This window comes from Ruegeria sp. BA2 (genome assembly GCF_056539605.1).
In genome coordinates, this window is sequence record NZ_JBQFVE010000002.1 from 490,646 (window position 1) to 505,819 (window position 15,174).

Genomic DNA, 15,174 nt, shown 5'->3' on the forward strand with positions numbered 1-15,174 from the left:
CAAGGAACTCCTTGTAAAGTGGTCAAGTTACGCCGGTTTTCGAAATTGCACCCTATACAGGGCCAGTCCCTACGGTAAGGTGGAAGACAAGAACGCAATCGGCGAAAGAGGAGACCGACCATGGCCCCAAGCTCTTACCAGCCCCCCACCCGCGGCGACAAGGCCGAGTCGACCAATCGCAGCCAATCGGTTGAGACCAATCTGTCGCATTCCCAGACAATGGTTGCGAAACTGTTGGACGGAAAAGGCGACGCGGTTTTCTCGGTACGACCTAACGATACGATTCATTCGGTTGTGGATATTCTGCGCGAAAAACGCATCGGGGCGGTCGTGGTGACCGACCAAAACGGAACCCTGCAGGGCATCCTTTCTGAACGTGACATAGTGCGCCGCATGGCGGAAACGCCGGGTCAGACCTTGCCCCAATCAGTCGCTGATCTTATGACCACAGAAGTCAAAACCTGCAGCCCCGAAGACTATCTGAATGACGTGCTGAAAACCATGACGGAAGGTCGATTCCGGCATATGCCTGTGCTGAGTGATGGCAATCTGCGCGGGGTGATCACCATCGGCGATGTGGTTCATTTCCGGCTGAAAGAGCTGGAATATGAGGCGCTCAGAATGAAGCAAATGATCGTCGGTTAAGAACCTAAGCTGATATTCTTTCAATGCCGGTGCGACTTGTCGATATGAATTGAACACAGCCCGGCGAGATTTCTGCTGCCGTCAGCCGATCCGTGACAAAAGCGCCTGTATCAATTGAAACGACATTGTGCTCGATCTGTGGCCTGTCCACAATCGTATGGCCGTGTACCACCCATTGTCCGTCCTTCCGACGTTTCTTGCGGAATTGTGGATGCCCCCAAAGGCACGTCCTTTCCTGTTGCCTGTCAATCGGCTGCGCCGGATCAAGTGCGGCATGAACAACCGCTACATTGCCGCTCGTCCAGGTCGTTGGTCGGTCTTGCAGCCACTCCAACAACGGCTCGCCCATTGCCTGGCGAAGCTCGATCGCTACTTTTGTTGGGTCGGACAGGTCGATCTCAGCGAGGCCGAATGAGGCCAGTGTTTGCGCACCGCCATTGTGGAACCAAACACGCTCAAACCTGATTGGATCATCAAGAAAGCCAAGCAACATGTCCTCATGGTTTCCCTTCAGGCATGTCGCGTTCTTGTCCGAACTTGTTTCCAGGTGGTGCAATTGTCGCAAAACCTGCGCACTGTGCGCACCCCGATCAACGTAGTCACCCACAAACACCAAGGGGCAATCTTCATCCAGCGCAGAAAGTAGCTGCTGCAACAGATCAAGCCTGCCATGGATGTCCCCAATCGCATAGAATCTTTCTGCAGGTGCGAGCAACGACAAATCCGCTAACGGGTCAGGCGGGGTGCCCGGCGCAAAAATTCTTTTGATCCATCCGGATAGCATATGCCCCACAGCCTACAGGTGCGAAATCGACGTGGTATTCATAAGACTTCGGCAACTGGTAACTGTTGCCTGACCAACCACAATAGATCGGCTCCAGTAACTGGAGCCGATCGATAATACCTACCCGCCGAAATCGTCGAGCATGATGTCTTCGCGGTCCACGCCCAGATCCAACAACATGTTGATGACCGACTGGTTCATGATTGGCGGACCACACATGTAGTATTCGCAATCCTCAGGCGCCGGGTGGTTCTTGAGGTATTCTTCGAACAGAACGTTATGGATAAAGCCAGTGTAGCCTTTCCAGTCATCCTCGGGCTGGGCGTCCGACAGGGCGACGTGCCATTCGAAATTGTCGAACTCTTTGGCCAGAGTGTCGAAATCTTCGACAAAGAACATCTCTTTCTTCGAACGCGCGCCATACCAGAAGCTGATCTTGCGGTTGCGGTTCTCAAGGCGCTTGAGCTGGTCAAAGATATGGCTGCGCATAGGGGCCATGCCAGCACCACCACCGATGAAGACCATCTCTTTTTCCGTTTCGCGCGCAAAGAACTCACCAAACGGACCTGAGATCGTGACCTTGTCACCCGGCTTCAGGTTAAAGATATACGACGACATCTGACCCGGCGGGATACCTTCGGAACCTGGAGGGGGCGACGCCACGCGGACGTTCAGCATGATCATGCCCTTCTCGTCCGGGTAGTTGGCCATGGAATAAGCACGTTCGATCGGTTCGGCGACGACGGATTTGTACTGCCACAGATTGAAGCGATCCCAATCCTCACGGTACTCCTCTTCGACGTCGAAATCCGTATAGGCCAGCTGGTGCGCAGGCGCTTCGATCTGGATGTAACCACCAGCGCGGAAGTTCACATCCTCGCCTTCGGGCAGGTCCAGCGTCAGGGCCTTGATGAAGGTCGCTACGTTCTCGTTCGAACGCACCGTGCATTCCCATTTTTTGACGCCGAAGACCTCTTCCGGAACCTCGATGTCCATATCCTGCTTAACTGCAACCTGACAGGACAGCCGGTCGCCACAAGACGCTTCGCGCTTGGTAATGTGGCTTTCCTCAGTCGGCAGGATCGACCCACCGCCGGAATGCACCCGCACGCGACATTGTGCACAGGTACCACCGCCACCGCAGGCGGACGGCACGAAAAGCTTCTCGGCTGCCAAAGTTTGCAGCAGCTTGCCACCTGCTGGGACTGAGATGGTTTTCTCACCATTGATGGTGATGTTCACATTGCCGGTTGAGACCAGCTTAGACCGCGCCGCCATGATGATGGCGACCAGACCCAGAACGATGACGGTGAAAAGGGCTACACCTAAGCCAAAGGTTTCCATTCCGCCCTCCTTACAGTTTCACGCCCGAGAAGGACATGAAGGCCATCGCCATCAGTCCAGCGGTGATGAAGGTGATGCCAAGCCCCTGCAGTCCGTCGGGGATGTCTGAATATTTCAGCTTCTCCCGCACGCCCGCCATCGCGGTGATCGCCAGCGCCCAGCCAAAGCCCGAGGACAGACCGTAAGTCGCCGCCTCAGCAAAGTTATAGTCGCGCTCCACCATGAACAGAGAGCCACCCAGGATGGCGCAGTTCACCGTGATCAGCGGTAGGAAGATACCCAGCGCGTTGTAGAGCGGCGGGAAGTACTTATCGAGTACCATCTCAAGGATCTGAACCATCGCAGCAATCACGCCGATATACGAGATCAGGCCAAGGAACGTCAGGTCCACATCCGGGAACCCGGCCCAGGCGAGCGCCCCCGGTTTCAACAGATAGTTCAGCAGCAGATTGTTGGCAGGCACGGTGATGGCCTGCACCACCATGACCGAGATGCCCAGACCCAGCGCAGTTGAAATCTTCTTCGAAACAGCGATAAAGGTACACATCCCCAGAAAGAAGCTGAGCGCAAGGTTTTCGACAAAAATGGCCTTTACGGCCAGTGAGATTAGACCTTCCATCAGTGAGCCTCTACCTGCTGAATTTTGTACTCACGTTCTTCCACTTGGTTTGGCTTCCATGTGCGGAAGGCCCAGATTATCAGACCAATGATGAAGAACGCCGACGGGGGCAGTAGCAACATGCCGTTGGGCACATACCAGCCGCCGTTGTTGACGGTTTCCAGGATGGTGACGCCAAACAACGAACCCGCACCGAACAGCTCTCGAATGAAGCCAACCAACAGCAGGATCAGGCCATAGCCCATGCCGTTGCCCATACCGTCTATGAAAGACGCGACCGGAGGGTTTTTCATGGCAAACGCTTCGGCCCGGCCCATCACGATACAGTTGGTGATGATCAGGCCCACAAAGACCGACAGGGTTTTTGATATTTCAAACGCATAGGCCTTGAGGATCTGATCCACCAGGATCACCAGCGAGGCAATGATCACCATCTGCACGATGATCCGGATCGATCCCGGGATCTGGTTGCGCAGGCATGAGATGAAGAAGGACGAGAACGAGGTCACGAAGATCACCGCCAGCGCCATGACCATCGACACTTGCAGCGACGAGGTTACCGCCAACGCAGAACAGATGCCCAGCACCTGCAGTGTGATCGGGTTATTGTCGACAAGCGGGTCGACCAGCATCTCTTTCTTGGTCTGGGCCATCAAATCTCTCCTGCTTGCAGTTTGGCCAGGAACGGAGCGTAGCCCGCATCGCCCATCCAGAATTTCACCAGGTTGTCCACACCAACCGAGGTCAGCGTGGCGCCAGCCAGCGCATCGACATAGAAGTCAGGCCCGGCTGCAGGCTGCGACTTGGCAACGGTGATTTGCAGATCGCCTGCATCGTCACGCAGCTTCTTGCCGTTCCACAGTGCCCTCCATCGAGGGTTGTCCACCTCGGCACCCAAGCCTGGTGTCTCGCCGTGCTGATAGAACTGCAGGCCAAAGATATCGTTGCCGTTGTTTTCTAGTGCGATGAAACCATAAAGCGTCGACCATAGACCGTATCCGTGCAGCGGCAGGATTACCTTATCCAGCGCACCTGCATCATCACGCAGCAGGTAGATCACGCGGTACTTGGACCTACGGCCTATCCCGGCAGGATCGTCGTCAAGTGCAACGCTCAGGTCTGGATCACTGGCAGCAGCGATATCATCAAAAGTGGCTGGGTCGAACTGATCGTCGACAAACTCACCCGTAGATAGCTCCAGCACATGTGGCTCGAACGCTGCAAAGGCCTCGGTCACGTCGATGCCGCGCTTATAGACGCCTGCCACCTGCAAAACGTTGATCTGTTTGTCTTTCAGCGCATTTGCTTCTTGCACCGGTCGCAAGCTCACCGCAGCAGCGGAGACAACCATGGAGGCGACCAGACAAACCGCCACCGCGATGATGATCGTTTTGCCGACCGAATCCGGCGAGGCCGCCAAAAACTTGGCAATCGCGCCCTTGGGTTCGTTGGATTGCGTATCAGACATGGCGACGCGCCCTCCGTTTGATGTTGGCCTGAACGACGAAATAATCGATCAACGGCGCAAAGACGTTTCCGAACAAGATTGCCAGCATCATGCCTTCGGGGAAAGCGGGGTTAATGACGCGGATCATCACAACCATGATACCGATCAACGCGCCGTAGATGTAGCGACCCATGTTGGTATGGCTGGCCGAAACGGGCTCGGTAACCATAAAGGCCAAACCAAAGGCATAACCGCCCAGTACGATGTGCCAGTACCACGGCATTGCAAACATCGGGTTGGTGTCGGACCCGACCAAGTTCAGCAACAGCGTGAAACCAATCGTGCCAGCAAGACAACCTACGATAAGGCGGTAATTGGCGATTTTGGTCATCAACAGGAAAGCCAGGCCGATCATACAAGCCAGCGTCGAAGTCTCACCAAAGCTGCCCTGAATTTGCCCGAAGAAGGCATTGGCCCAGGTGATCCCGTCGGCCGCCAGCGCCTGAACACCCTCAGCTGCGGTGATCCCTAACGCAGTCGCACCCGAGAAGCCGTCCACCGGCGTCCAGACTGAATCCCCGGACATCTGTGCGGGATAGGCAAAGTATAGAAACGCGCGCCCTACCAGTGCTGGGTTCAGAAAGTTTTTACCCGTGCCGCCAAACACTTCCTTACCAATCACGACACCGAAGATGATCCCCAAAGCGACCTGCCACAAGGGTGCAGTCGCAGGCATGATCAGTGTGTAAAGCATTGAAGTTACAAGGAAACCCTCGTTGACCTCATGACCCCGAACAGTGGCAAAGATGACTTCGAAAATACCGCCTGCAACCAGCGTGGTGATGTAGATCGGGAGGAAATACATCATCCCATGCATCACATTCGCGAAAATGCTGTCAGGGTTCAGCGAAATGCCGAACATCTGCAGGATCGCGATCCGCCAACCCGTTGCCGAGTCCGGCCCCAGCGCGGCGATGGCCGAGTTCGCCTGATACCCCGTGTTATACATCCCCCATAGGATACAAGGGATCGTGGCGATCACGACGTAGGTCATGATCCGCTTCATATCCACGTAAGACCGCGCATGCGGCGCGACGGTGGTGACGGTTTTCGGAGTGTAGATAAAGCTTTCAACCATCTCGTAGATGGGGAAATACTTCTCGTACTTGCCGCCCTTGGTAAAGTTCGGCTCAATCCGATCGAAGAAGCTGCGCAAACCCATGTGGATCAGCCCTCCTTTTCAATCTTGGTCAGGCAGTCGCGCAGCGCCAGCCCGTATTCATATTTTGCCGGGCAGGCAAAGCCCACCAGTCCCAGATCCTCTTCGTCCAGCTCCAGCGCACCCAATGCCTGCGCGGTATCGGTGTCCATCACCAAGAGCGCCCGCAGCAGTTGCGTCGGCAGATAATCCTGCGGCATAAGTTCTTCGAACACGCCCGTCGGAACCATAGCGCGGCGACCACCATTCAGGTTCGAGGTGAACGCATAGAGCTTTTTGGCAAAGGCTGATCCCAGAACAGGCTGTACCGCATATTTCGAGGGCATCGGAAGAATCCAGCCCAGCGTGTGCTGATCATGATCTTCGCGAATGATGCTGATTTGACGCGCAAAACGGCCCAGATAGGCGGTTGGCCCGTCCGCATGCTGCCCCGACAAGATCGAGCCCGAGATGATCCGAGCGGTACCGTCGACATTCACTTCATCTCGGGTCAGGTCATCTGTCGACGCGCCCATCACGGTGCGGATCAGGCGCGGTTGGCGTGCCCCCGGCCCTGACAAAGCAATCACGATATTGGGGTCCAAATGGCCGGTCTGCATCAGGCGACCGATCGCGATCACGTCCTGATAGCCAATGGTCCAAACCTGCTTGTCACCTGCCAACGGTTCAAGGAAGTGAATATGGGTTCCAGCAAGGCCCGAAGGGTGCGGACCGGAAAACGCAGCCGCTTCGACGCCCGGCAGATCAGCCCCAGGGATCGAAGCACCCTCTTGCTGACACAAATAGGTCTTGCCCTCGGTCAAGTGCGAGACAGCTGCGAGGCCTGCGGCAAACGCCTCGCCCGCATCGGCAATGATCAATGCCGCATCACCCGCCAGCGGATCGCTATCCATCGCGGTTACGAAAATCGCAGCAGGCTTGGTGCCAGGTTCAGGCATCTTTGAATAGGGGCGTGTCCGGAATGCAGTCCACAACCCGGCAGCACACAGCTTGCCCGTGACACCTTCAGCGGTCTCAGACTCTCCGATGCCAGAGAAATCGACGCCGCCGTCATTGGCATCCGAGACCTCGATCACAACGCTTTGCAGCACCCTGCGTGCCCCGCGGTTGATCGCTACGACCTTGCCGGTCAGCGGCGCAACCACCATCGCATCAGGCGCATCCTTGTGACAGAACAGCGGCGTTCCGCGCTGTACCTCGTCACCTTCCTGCACCAGCATCCGCGGTTTCAGGCCAAGATAATCGCCCCCCAACACACCAACGCTGGAAAACTCAGGCCCCGGTTGGATCTTCTGCTCAGGTGCGCCTTCAACTGGCAGATCCAACCCCTTTTTTAGTTTGAAAGTTTGCATGTCGCTACGTTCTTCCAGGCCTCTGTACTGCGCTTGCTGCTGGTCATCTTACAATGGTGCCAAGAAATAACACGAAATTTCCGATCAGCCCGGGCGCAAAAGCGCCAAAAACCGACCAGAATCCGCAAGCGTAATTCCGATCACGGACCCTTTACGCGGGGATGCGGGCAAACGCAAACCTGTTACTGCCCAATCTTGAGGTGGTTTGTCACTTTCTTTTGAGTCTGTCATGCTTCGAATGCTGCGCTTGTCCAAATTGCGTTCGCACCTGCTGGCTTTCCGGTGTAAGCAGCCGAAATGGAAGACAACAATGATTTCGAAATTTTCCTGATCGCCACGCCTGGACTGGAAGCACCTCTGTGCCAGGAAGCAAGCGAACGGGGATTTTCAGGCGCACGTGTTGTAGCAGGCGGTGTCGTTTGCCGTGGCGGTTGGCCCGAAGTTTGGCGCGCCAATCTTTTGCTGCGCGGTGCCAACAAAGTCCTGGTTCGGTTGGGCAGCTTCCCCGCAGTGCATCTGGCACAGCTGGACAAACGAGCCCGAAAGTTTCCGTGGGCAGATTATCTGAGGACTGACGTTCCAATTAAGGTCGAAGCAACCAGCCGCAAATCACGTATCTACCACGCCGGGGCCGCACGACAGCGGATTGAACGGGCAATATCCGAGACGCTGGGCGCACCAATCTCAACCGAAGGCAAACTACGCGTTTTACTTCGAATCGAAAAAGACATCTGCACGCTATCGATCGACAGCTCGGGTGAGCCACTGCACAAACGCGGCCACAAGCCCGCTGTCGCCAAAGCTCCGATGCGCGAGACGATGGCGGCCATGTTCCTTCGCGAATGCGGATTTGATGGGTCTGAACCGGTACTGGACCCGATGTGTGGCTCTGGCACGTTTGTCATAGAAGCCGCCGAGATTGCCCTTGGCTTGCCACCAGGCCGCTCACGCCATTTTGCGTTTGAAGAACTGGCTGGTTTTGATCAGGCTGCCTGGCAAAGAATTCGTGCCCAAGCACAACCAATTGAGACTGACCTGAAGTTTCATGGTTCGGATCGAAACACCGGGGCAATCGAGGCGTCGCTTTCCAACGCAAAACACGCAAAAGCCGATCAATGTACCCGATTTCAGCATCGTGCAGTCAGCGACATCAAACCTCCCGAAGGTCCTGCAGGTTTGGTCATTGTAAACCCACCCTATGGCGCGCGTATTGGCGACGAAAAACGTTTGCGCTCGCTCTATGGCAGCTTGGGCAAAGTTCTGATGAGCCGATTTAAAGGATGGCGCGTGGGCATCGTCACAACCTCGTCCGGACTTGCCCGCGCGACGCGATTGCCGTTACTGTCCCCAGGTCCAATCGTCGATCACGGAGGCACAAAAATTCGATTGTATCGAACGGATCCGCTGGCGTGATCGACGACTGGAACACGGAACTCAGAGCGCAGTGCACATATGACCAAAACCCAACGTGTTAATGTTGGCCTCGCCCAGAATCCCGCTTGCATATCCAAAAGACCGAGTATAGATCACCCGCCACGGTCGGAGTGTAGCTCAGCCTGGTAGAGCACTGTCTTCGGGAGGCAGGGGTCGGAGGTTCGAATCCTCTCACTCCGACCAATAAAATCAAAAGCTTAGGCTGAAACAAAGCCTCTCGAAAATCCCGAGTTTCTGTTACACGTAACTAAAACCCGCGTAAAATGACCAAAATCCTACCCCTACCCATAGCCGATATCCCCGAGGGGTTCGGGCTGCACGTCTGCTGTGAGGATCGGATATGTCACCGGGGCCGGGACTTCTGGCCGGGTGAGTTGCTGGAAAAGCTGGGGCCGGATTCGACGTTCCACGACATACTGAACCGTATGCGGTGTTCACACTGTGGCAGGCGTCCTGTGGGGATTAGGCAGTTCTATAGGTTGGGGGTGCCTTGAGGTATAGGGTGGGGTTCTATGGCTCAGTCGGTGTATTTGCGTTTTAGTCGCTCTTTAGCGTCCTGCCAGTCGTGATATGCAGCGCCGTCGTCATCGCTGAGTTCGAATTGCAGTTCGAGAAGCTTTACGTGCGCCTCTTCCCACTTGCGAAGCTCTTCACGCAAGCGCCTGTTCTCTTCACGCAGCTTTTCGAGTTCGCTCATATCTCACCTACAATACTTGGCCCGTCTGAGCCGTGATTTAGCTGGTGGTGTCTCAAGGTGCCTGTATCTGCCACCCGAGTATCTACGGCAGTCTAAGGCATGCCCTGCAGCGATTACAGCGGCCCCGATGTCCTGCCCGTCAGCGTAACAGACACCAACGTATCGGTCATGGGTGCGTTCACCGTTCAGTTTGCACTCGATAGATTTGCCGCGAAGATAGTTAATCATCCAGCGCTTGGCGTTCTGCCCTGAGCGGGTGCCGAGTTCGGGCGCGTCAACGCCGTTCAGCCTAACCGGAGTGCCTTGAACAACGATTGTGTCCGCGTCTCTGACATGCAACTGAGCCTGTGCGGCGGTTGCGAAAATTACCAAACAAATAGCTAACCGTATCATGCTTGTAATATAGTGATTCAGTGGAAGAATTGCACGGTTTAAGCGTTAAAAACCCCTGACTTTACATATTTCTAAAGACAAAAAAACGCCCCAGCCGAAGCCGGGGCGAGTTGGAGGGAGGCTTATAGAGAGGGGTCTATGAGGAAGTTGTACTTACCTCGCTTGGGCCACGTAATGTCTCGCCCGTTGGCAAAAACGACGTTTACCTCAGACTCGAATTCACCGGGGGTGGCCGTATCGGTGTCTGTGAATTCGTAGGAACAGGTACTAGCGTCCAGATCCTTGTCCATGGCGGCTTCAATCATGTTTGTCGATTCACCTAACCGGCGCACCTTTAACGTCGCCACGTCGCCAGAAACAAAGGAAACATCAGTTCCATCTGGCAGCACCAGGGACACCTGAAAAGAAACACCCTTGTCGCCTTGTTTGAGTTCTACTTCAAAGGCCATTATCCCACCTCACTTGAACGTCTCTTGATTGTGACTGTGCTAGACCGGCTACCACTGGTGACTGTTGAGGAAGAACCGCTGCGGTAGATAAGCCTCTGACTTGGGCTTGTGCCTGAGCCGAGAATTGCTGGGAGAATCCCTGCCCCAGCCCCTGTAATAGCCCCAGTGGCGGTTCCAGTGCCGGACCCGGTGATAACCGCCAATATGCCCGCACCTGAACCAGTACGACCAAGGGTTCCAGCACCGTTTCCGGTAATACTGGGTATTACACCAGCCCCGGTACCCGTTTTGACTATCTCACCAACACCAGCCCCGGTTATTGCAGGTAACGTTCCTGCCCCTGTTCCTGTGGTGACATTCCCAACAATCCCGGAGCCTGCGCCAGTAACGGCAGGTAAATCCCCTGCCCCGGTACCAGTGCGCCCTATAACGCCAGAGCCTGCCCCCGTGATGGTGAGAAGCGTACCAGCGCCCGAACCCGTCTTTTCAACTTCGCCGGTCGCCGCTCCGGTAACACTTGAAAGCGTCCCCGCACCTGTTCCCGTGATTGCGCCGCCTACGGCCCCTGTTCCGGTTCCAGTAATCGCAGGTAAGTCACCTGCTCCGGTTCCGGTCTTGGTGATTTCACCTGTTCCGTCACCTGTGGCGCTCGGAAGTGTCCCGGCCCCCGTACCTGTTACGGTACTTGCAACCGATCCTGTGCCCGCGCTTGTAACTGCTGTGAGTGTACCCGCGCCGGTTCCGGTAATTGTTCCTGAGCCACCGCTTGTAGGCTCAATCGCAATAGAGGCCGACAGCGCCCGAGTGGAAGAGGAAAGAGTCCATGTTGAGTCAGCCAGTAAGCCTGCTGTCGCGACGACTTCGGAAGCTACCGCTTGACAAACACCACTGTCATTCGCGGGGCCTTCGGAATTGTCCTGTTCTTCATTCGTCCCTGCCGGGGGAGTTTGGGTTCTGCTGCCGCCCCGAAGTGTATTGAAATGAAGGACAAGGCTGTCATCACCAGTTGTCGTAAGTCCTGGTGCAGTTGGGGTGGTTGTGGTGCCGCTGGAGCTTGGACCCCCTACAACAATCGACGCTGCGGAGTCCCAGCCGGAAATCCGAAACATCGTAATGATACACGGCTCACTAGAGCCAAGCGTAAACGTGTATGTGCTTGGTTCGGTTCCGTCGGCCTCTAAATAGAATGCGCCCAATCTCAACTGAGTTGCCGAGCTGTTAACCAGTTCTGTAAAGTCGGCAGGCTCCGTAATGGTTGCAGTAAAGTCAGGACTGACAATCGCAACCAACAACTCACCCGACGCCAGACCAGATGGCACATTTGCGATGTGCGACGTGCTGTCCGACGAGCCTATATAGGCTGTTTGCGCTTCAATGACAGGTGCGGCCATGGCTCACCTCAGTCAATCAGAGCGACAAGAGCATCCAATAGCCCGCGCAGGGTTTCAGTTGTAGCGACGTCGAACTCACGGTCAGTAGTTGTAAAGTCCGGGTTTAGCCGCGTGGTCAGAAGGTATCCGTCAGCGTCAGTCGGTGCCTTTGTCGTGATTTCTGCAAACGCCGCCATGAGGGCGGTTTTGATGTCAGCAAAATCTTTAGTGACCTCGGCTTCAGTTCGCCCACCGTGTTCCTGCGTCGAGATATACGCATCAATCCCGGCCAGCTTGGACACCTCATCAAGCACCCGCCAAGTCCCTATCAGGTTCTGAGCAAGCGCGAAGATGTAAGGCGCAGTCACCGGGCCAGCCGCCATAGCCGCCCGGTTGTTCTGAGCAATCCGGTTAATGCTGTCGATTTGGTTAGCGGCGCGGTCATATCCCTTTTGCAGGGAAAGCGCCTGTGATGGCCAAGCCATAAGCGCCCCCTTAAGATGCAGGCATTGTCATTGTCAGCGACGAAACAGAAACCGTGTCACCCGCGCCGATAGTCGTGCTGGACAGGTTAAGGTCAGCGCCCGAGGTGCCAACAGAGCCTTCCCAGACTTCCGCGTTGTTGCGGTCCTGCGCGATGTAGTTTGCCGCTGTGCCGCCGGTTGCGTTCGTGTCATCGGAGATAGCGTTTGCAGTCGCTACGCCAGCCGCACCAGCACCGAAGGCCGGGTTGCTGAATGCCAGGGTTGCAACCTCAACGTCACCGCTTGTGCGGATAACAAGGTCGCCAGTTGCGTCGGTCGAGCCTACGTCAACCAAATCGACAACAGCATCGATTGCGGCGTTACGCGCGCCGGTTGTCAGTGTGATAGCCATTTTAGATTCCTAACTCTTTGCGCTCATCCTCTGTGAGCATTGCTTTGATTGGTTCCGGCAAGTCGTTGGGGTTACCGTCAATGCGAGGCTTGCCGTCCTTGTCCCGCACTAAACCGAACATCTGCACTTTTACTTTTGGGGTGTTGGTGTTCATTTCGGATACCTCAGCCAGTCGTTGATTTCGTGAATCAGTTGGTGGCCTTGGCCTTTGTTCAGGACGACGACTGCAATCAGTTCATGGTCCCTGTGAATCGTGAGCTTCCCGTCGATAAACTTGACTGTCTCAACGGCTTCGGGCCGGTCACCCGTCAATCGCTCGATACTCAATCGGAATTCCTGCCTCTTCAGCGGCCTTAATGCCGTATTTCATGCCTGTGCTAATGCCATGGTCGGTGTAGACCACTGAGGCTTGCGCGACCTCTCGCCAAGCAAGCCCTGCGTCTATGCCCCACTGGCGCTCTGCAGGAATGTCGTCGTCCAAAATGCCGGGCTGGGTGTAGAGAAGGTGCGAAGCTATTGGAGCCTCACCGCGTCCAAGGCTATCCCGAACCGCGCGGCGCGCGTATTCAATGTTTGCCTCAACGTCGCCCGCGAAGGGGCTTTCAACTATTACCAGTCTCATGCTGTCTCGAAGTCGTTTTTGCTCATCTGGTGCTGATGAACTGCCCGCGCAGTATTGAAGTCGTAGAAAAACTGAGCGCGGGTGTGTGAGGTTATGGGTTCCCTATCATCCAGAACCATCCAGACAACGGGCGGAGTGTCAGCCGACATAAAGCCCCGGTCGTTTGCGTAGTCGTCCAGCCGCTTGAAAGCCGAAACAGCAACCAGCTTTGACACCTTTTGGTCAGAGGGGCGGATATGCACCCGGCACTCACCTTTGTGGAAGTGGCCCCCGACAATCACGTCGTCATCGGTGTGCCCAAATGTGGCCGCGCGCTTTAAGTTATGCGCCTCGGAATACTGGCTGTTACCTTGCCAGATGTGCCGCATCGCAACCGTGATAGGGTTCCCGGACCCAAGGTCGATAATGAACCGCCCGCCAGAGCGACGGAATAGAATTCCTTTGTTCCGCATGAACTCCACAAGGAAGTCAGCCGTTCCACTCGCCCAGAGGTCATGATTGCCCGAGATGGCGAATAGGAATGGATGGTTTTCCATCCAGTATTGAAACAGCGTCCAAGCCGCCGAAGGGGTTGCAGCGTCCTTGTACAGCCGTTGTAGCTGTCCGACCCAATTGTCGAACATATCACCGACACAGGCCCCGTATATGCGCTGTGACGGGTCTAATCGGCTTACCTCTTCCTCGAACAGATCAAGGTCAGTGCCTGGATTGTCTAAGTGCGGATCACCGAACAAGCCAAGGATAATCGGCCCGGTGCCACATTTGGTTATCAGCGAGGGCTTACGCCAATCACCCTTGTTTGCCTTTGCTTCGTTTCTCAGGCCCAGCTCTACCCGGGCGCGTGCAAGGTCTTCTTTGATTAACCCTTTAGGAATCCTGTCTGCAAACAGCAAATCGGGGTTAATCCGTTCATCCCCGCTGTCATACGCTTTTGTCAAACGGCGCGACGTGTTGCGACGATTGCAACCAAGAATGCGCGATGTTTCATTGATGCTACCGGTCTGATTGAACACCTCAATCATCCGCTCTAATGGGATGCCCTTTTTCTCACCTGTTGGATTTGCCATGATTTACGCCGGGTCGCCTTCAGCGATCGCCTCGTTCAGCGACTCGTAAGATTGTCCCGAAGCAAGGAGGCAAGTTAGCCCGTTCGGAAGGGTTACCGTAATTGTCCAGCTACCGGTACTGTCAGAGGCGAAGACTTCCATAACAGCGCCCTGCCGCGCGATCCCAATCCCTTGACGTGTCTCACCGTAGGTTTCCGCAAGGCGTTTAAGAACGTTCTCTCGTGGTGCACAGTTCTGCGCCCAAGCCGGACACGCCAAAAGGACGGCCAAAGCCGTTGTTGCAATCAATCTCATGGTAAGTTTCCCCTCCGGGTTGGGCTGAGCGTTGTTCAGGTGCAGCCAGAGCCTGTCTTTGAAATCACAGAGTGTGATTGGTTAGAGCTTGAGCGTCAGGTTGTTTTTGGCTGTGAAACGACCAACAGCCGTTAGGATAAGCCCGACAACACTTACAAGCTCCAACACAAGGTCATTCAGTTCCTTGGCGTCGTCTGCAGTGAAATCGACACCGAGCAACAGCGCGAGTTGAGGCAGCACCGTAATGATGAGGCCCCAGACGGTTTTTGATTTCAGGATGAACTTTTCGTCAATCATTGCGCTACCTTTCCAATAACCGCGCAGGCGTCTGCCAAGTCTTGCGCGTATCCGGGATAAGCAATGCCACCAACGGCACAGCCGCTAGCGATGATTGCCTGTGTTTCAGGAGATGCGTTGATAGGGTCGATGCCCTGAGCGTTCAGAACGTCAATCTGGGTCAATGCAGCGGCCACAAGAGCCTGCTTTTGCTGTGGGGTCCATTCGGCACATGCCGACACGAAAAGAGCCGCCGCAAGGGCGGGGATAGCGAGTTTCATGGTGA

Annotated in this window: 21 protein-coding genes and 1 tRNA gene; 3 read left to right on the forward strand and 19 right to left on the reverse strand. The window is 55.5% G+C overall.

Features of this window, described 5'->3' with window-relative positions; genetic code table 11:
* The first annotated feature begins 120 nt into the window (after positions 1–120).
* Entirely contained in the window at positions 121–645 is a 525-nt protein-coding gene (locus ACR0NN_RS06835; RefSeq protein ID WP_170723391.1) for a CBS domain-containing protein, read from the forward strand.
* A 4-nt stretch (positions 646–649) separates the two neighbouring features.
* Here the strand turns inward: ACR0NN_RS06835 and ACR0NN_RS06840 are convergent, their stop codons facing one another.
* The 7 genes from ACR0NN_RS06840 to ACR0NN_RS06870 form a co-directional block, all read right to left on the reverse strand.
* The gene (locus tag ACR0NN_RS06840; protein ID WP_480684178.1) at positions 650–1,366 is read right to left on the reverse strand and encodes a metallophosphoesterase family protein; all 717 of its coding nucleotides are present in this window, start codon (positions 1,364–1,366) and stop codon (positions 650–652) included.
* A 183-nt stretch (positions 1,367–1,549) separates the two neighbouring features.
* The gene (gene nqrF, locus ACR0NN_RS06845; protein ID WP_170393981.1) at positions 1,550–2,773 is read right to left on the reverse strand and encodes an NADH:ubiquinone reductase (Na(+)-transporting) subunit F; all 1,224 of its coding nucleotides are present in this window, start codon (positions 2,771–2,773) and stop codon (positions 1,550–1,552) included.
* A 10-nt stretch (positions 2,774–2,783) separates the two neighbouring features.
* Positions 2,784–3,392, reverse strand: coding sequence for an NADH:ubiquinone reductase (Na(+)-transporting) subunit E (gene nqrE / locus ACR0NN_RS06850; RefSeq protein ID WP_050603817.1), 609 nt, complete (start codon positions 3,390–3,392; stop codon positions 2,784–2,786).
* The gene (locus ACR0NN_RS06855; protein WP_170685718.1) at positions 3,392–4,045 is read right to left on the reverse strand and encodes an NADH:ubiquinone reductase (Na(+)-transporting) subunit D; all 654 of its coding nucleotides are present in this window, start codon (positions 4,043–4,045) and stop codon (positions 3,392–3,394) included. The genes nqrE and ACR0NN_RS06855 overlap by 1 nt, the downstream gene beginning before the upstream one ends.
* Entirely contained in the window at positions 4,045–4,860 is an 816-nt protein-coding gene (locus tag ACR0NN_RS06860; RefSeq protein ID WP_170723392.1) for a Na(+)-translocating NADH-quinone reductase subunit C, read from the reverse strand. The genes ACR0NN_RS06855 and ACR0NN_RS06860 overlap by 1 nt, the downstream gene beginning before the upstream one ends.
* Positions 4,853–6,061 carry an NADH:ubiquinone reductase (Na(+)-transporting) subunit B gene (locus ACR0NN_RS06865; protein ID WP_170723393.1) on the reverse strand — a complete coding sequence of 403 codons (1,209 nt, stop codon included), beginning with the start codon at positions 6,059–6,061 and terminating at the stop codon, positions 4,853–4,855. Before ACR0NN_RS06865 ends, ACR0NN_RS06860 begins: the two co-directional genes overlap by 8 nt.
* Before the next feature lie 5 nt (positions 6,062–6,066).
* Positions 6,067–7,410, reverse strand: coding sequence for a Na(+)-translocating NADH-quinone reductase subunit A (locus ACR0NN_RS06870; RefSeq protein ID WP_170685721.1), 1,344 nt, complete (start codon positions 7,408–7,410; stop codon positions 6,067–6,069).
* A gap of 297 nt (positions 7,411–7,707) precedes the next feature.
* Between ACR0NN_RS06870 and ACR0NN_RS06875 the strand changes: the two genes are divergently transcribed.
* Positions 7,708–8,823: a THUMP domain-containing protein gene (locus ACR0NN_RS06875; RefSeq protein ID WP_170723394.1), complete on the forward strand. Its 1,116-nt coding sequence runs from the start codon at positions 7,708–7,710 to the stop codon at positions 8,821–8,823.
* Between the two features lie 127 nt (positions 8,824–8,950).
* Positions 8,951–9,027 (forward strand) — tRNA-Pro (locus tag ACR0NN_RS06880).
* Between the two features lie 334 nt (positions 9,028–9,361).
* On the opposite strand, the gene ACR0NN_RS06885 is transcribed toward ACR0NN_RS06880, so the two are convergent.
* From ACR0NN_RS06885 to ACR0NN_RS06940, 12 genes are all read right to left on the reverse strand, one after another.
* The gene (locus tag ACR0NN_RS06885; protein ID WP_480684181.1) at positions 9,362–9,541 is read right to left on the reverse strand and encodes a hypothetical protein; all 180 of its coding nucleotides are present in this window, start codon (positions 9,539–9,541) and stop codon (positions 9,362–9,364) included.
* Between the two features lie 3 nt (positions 9,542–9,544).
* The gene (locus ACR0NN_RS06890) at positions 9,545–9,934 is read right to left on the reverse strand and encodes a thermonuclease family protein (protein WP_480684183.1); all 390 of its coding nucleotides are present in this window, start codon (positions 9,932–9,934) and stop codon (positions 9,545–9,547) included.
* 122 nt (positions 9,935–10,056) lie between these two features.
* The gene (locus ACR0NN_RS06895) at positions 10,057–10,383 is read right to left on the reverse strand and encodes a hypothetical protein (RefSeq protein WP_480684185.1); all 327 of its coding nucleotides are present in this window, start codon (positions 10,381–10,383) and stop codon (positions 10,057–10,059) included.
* The gene (locus tag ACR0NN_RS06900; protein ID WP_480684187.1) at positions 10,383–11,774 is read right to left on the reverse strand and encodes a hypothetical protein; all 1,392 of its coding nucleotides are present in this window, start codon (positions 11,772–11,774) and stop codon (positions 10,383–10,385) included. Before ACR0NN_RS06900 ends, ACR0NN_RS06895 begins: the two co-directional genes overlap by 1 nt.
* 8 nt (positions 11,775–11,782) lie before the next feature.
* A complete protein-coding gene (locus tag ACR0NN_RS06905; RefSeq protein WP_480684189.1) occupies positions 11,783–12,238 on the reverse strand; it encodes a hypothetical protein in 456 nt (151 codons plus the stop codon).
* A 10-nt stretch (positions 12,239–12,248) separates the two neighbouring features.
* A complete protein-coding gene (locus tag ACR0NN_RS06910) occupies positions 12,249–12,629 on the reverse strand; it encodes a hypothetical protein (protein ID WP_480684191.1) in 381 nt (126 codons plus the stop codon).
* 1 nt (position 12,630) lies between these two features.
* Positions 12,631–12,783 (reverse strand): hypothetical protein, encoded by a 153-nt coding sequence (locus tag ACR0NN_RS06915; protein WP_480684193.1) that lies wholly within the window; start codon positions 12,781–12,783, stop codon positions 12,631–12,633.
* A gap of 147 nt (positions 12,784–12,930) precedes the next feature.
* A complete protein-coding gene (locus ACR0NN_RS06920; RefSeq protein ID WP_480684195.1) occupies positions 12,931–13,251 on the reverse strand; it encodes a DUF7768 domain-containing protein in 321 nt (106 codons plus the stop codon).
* On the reverse strand, positions 13,248–14,318 hold the full coding sequence (locus ACR0NN_RS06925) for a hypothetical protein (protein ID WP_480684196.1): 1,071 nt from the start codon (positions 14,316–14,318) through the stop codon (positions 13,248–13,250). Before ACR0NN_RS06925 ends, ACR0NN_RS06920 begins: the two co-directional genes overlap by 4 nt.
* A gap of 3 nt (positions 14,319–14,321) precedes the next feature.
* Positions 14,322–14,612, reverse strand: coding sequence for a hypothetical protein (locus tag ACR0NN_RS06930; RefSeq protein ID WP_480684198.1), 291 nt, complete (start codon positions 14,610–14,612; stop codon positions 14,322–14,324).
* Positions 14,613–14,693: 81 nt separating this feature from the next.
* Positions 14,694–14,909: a hypothetical protein gene (locus tag ACR0NN_RS06935; protein WP_480684200.1), complete on the reverse strand. Its 216-nt coding sequence runs from the start codon at positions 14,907–14,909 to the stop codon at positions 14,694–14,696.
* Positions 14,906–15,169, reverse strand: coding sequence for a hypothetical protein (locus ACR0NN_RS06940; RefSeq protein WP_480684202.1), 264 nt, complete (start codon positions 15,167–15,169; stop codon positions 14,906–14,908). The genes ACR0NN_RS06935 and ACR0NN_RS06940 overlap by 4 nt, the downstream gene beginning before the upstream one ends.
* Positions 15,170–15,174 lie beyond the last annotated feature (5 nt).

What these genes read in the sequence shown, in the direction of transcription:
- ACR0NN_RS06870 (WP_170685721.1), bottom strand. Translation starts at nt 7,410, where the DNA reads ATGCAAACTTTCAAACTAAAAAAGGGGTTGGATCTGCCAGTTGAAGGC.
- ACR0NN_RS06900 (WP_480684187.1), bottom strand. Translation starts at nt 11,774, where the DNA reads ATGGCCGCACCTGTCATTGAAGCGCAAACAGCCTATATAGGCTCGTCG.
- ACR0NN_RS06935 (WP_480684200.1), bottom strand. Translation starts at nt 14,909, where the DNA reads ATGATTGACGAAAAGTTCATCCTGAAATCAAAAACCGTCTGGGGCCTC.
- nqrE (WP_050603817.1), bottom strand. Translation starts at nt 3,392, where the DNA reads ATGGAAGGTCTAATCTCACTGGCCGTAAAGGCCATTTTTGTCGAAAAC.
- ACR0NN_RS06915 (WP_480684193.1), bottom strand. Translation starts at nt 12,783, where the DNA reads ATGAACACCAACACCCCAAAAGTAAAAGTGCAGATGTTCGGTTTAGTG.
- ACR0NN_RS06885 (WP_480684181.1), bottom strand. Translation starts at nt 9,541, where the DNA reads ATGAGCGAACTCGAAAAGCTGCGTGAAGAGAACAGGCGCTTGCGTGAA.
- nqrF (WP_170393981.1), bottom strand. Translation starts at nt 2,773, where the DNA reads ATGGAAACCTTTGGCTTAGGTGTAGCCCTTTTCACCGTCATCGTTCTG.
- ACR0NN_RS06855 (WP_170685718.1), bottom strand. Translation starts at nt 4,045, where the DNA reads ATGGCCCAGACCAAGAAAGAGATGCTGGTCGACCCGCTTGTCGACAAT.
- ACR0NN_RS06925 (WP_480684196.1), bottom strand. Translation starts at nt 14,318, where the DNA reads ATGGCAAATCCAACAGGTGAGAAAAAGGGCATCCCATTAGAGCGGATG.
- ACR0NN_RS06905 (WP_480684189.1), bottom strand. Translation starts at nt 12,238, where the DNA reads ATGGCTTGGCCATCACAGGCGCTTTCCCTGCAAAAGGGATATGACCGC.
- ACR0NN_RS06920 (WP_480684195.1), bottom strand. Translation starts at nt 13,251, where the DNA reads ATGAGACTGGTAATAGTTGAAAGCCCCTTCGCGGGCGACGTTGAGGCA.
- ACR0NN_RS06865 (WP_170723393.1), bottom strand. Translation starts at nt 6,061, where the DNA reads ATGGGTTTGCGCAGCTTCTTCGATCGGATTGAGCCGAACTTTACCAAG.
- ACR0NN_RS06930 (WP_480684198.1), bottom strand. Translation starts at nt 14,612, where the DNA reads ATGAGATTGATTGCAACAACGGCTTTGGCCGTCCTTTTGGCGTGTCCG.
- ACR0NN_RS06940 (WP_480684202.1), bottom strand. Translation starts at nt 15,169, where the DNA reads ATGAAACTCGCTATCCCCGCCCTTGCGGCGGCTCTTTTCGTGTCGGCA.
- ACR0NN_RS06875 (WP_170723394.1), top strand. Translation starts at nt 7,708, where the DNA reads ATGGAAGACAACAATGATTTCGAAATTTTCCTGATCGCCACGCCTGGA.
- ACR0NN_RS06835 (WP_170723391.1), top strand. Translation starts at nt 121, where the DNA reads ATGGCCCCAAGCTCTTACCAGCCCCCCACCCGCGGCGACAAGGCCGAG.
- ACR0NN_RS06910 (WP_480684191.1), bottom strand. Translation starts at nt 12,629, where the DNA reads ATGGCTATCACACTGACAACCGGCGCGCGTAACGCCGCAATCGATGCT.
- ACR0NN_RS06860 (WP_170723392.1), bottom strand. Translation starts at nt 4,860, where the DNA reads ATGTCTGATACGCAATCCAACGAACCCAAGGGCGCGATTGCCAAGTTT.
- ACR0NN_RS06890 (WP_480684183.1), bottom strand. Translation starts at nt 9,934, where the DNA reads ATGATACGGTTAGCTATTTGTTTGGTAATTTTCGCAACCGCCGCACAG.
- ACR0NN_RS06895 (WP_480684185.1), bottom strand. Translation starts at nt 10,383, where the DNA reads ATGGCCTTTGAAGTAGAACTCAAACAAGGCGACAAGGGTGTTTCTTTT.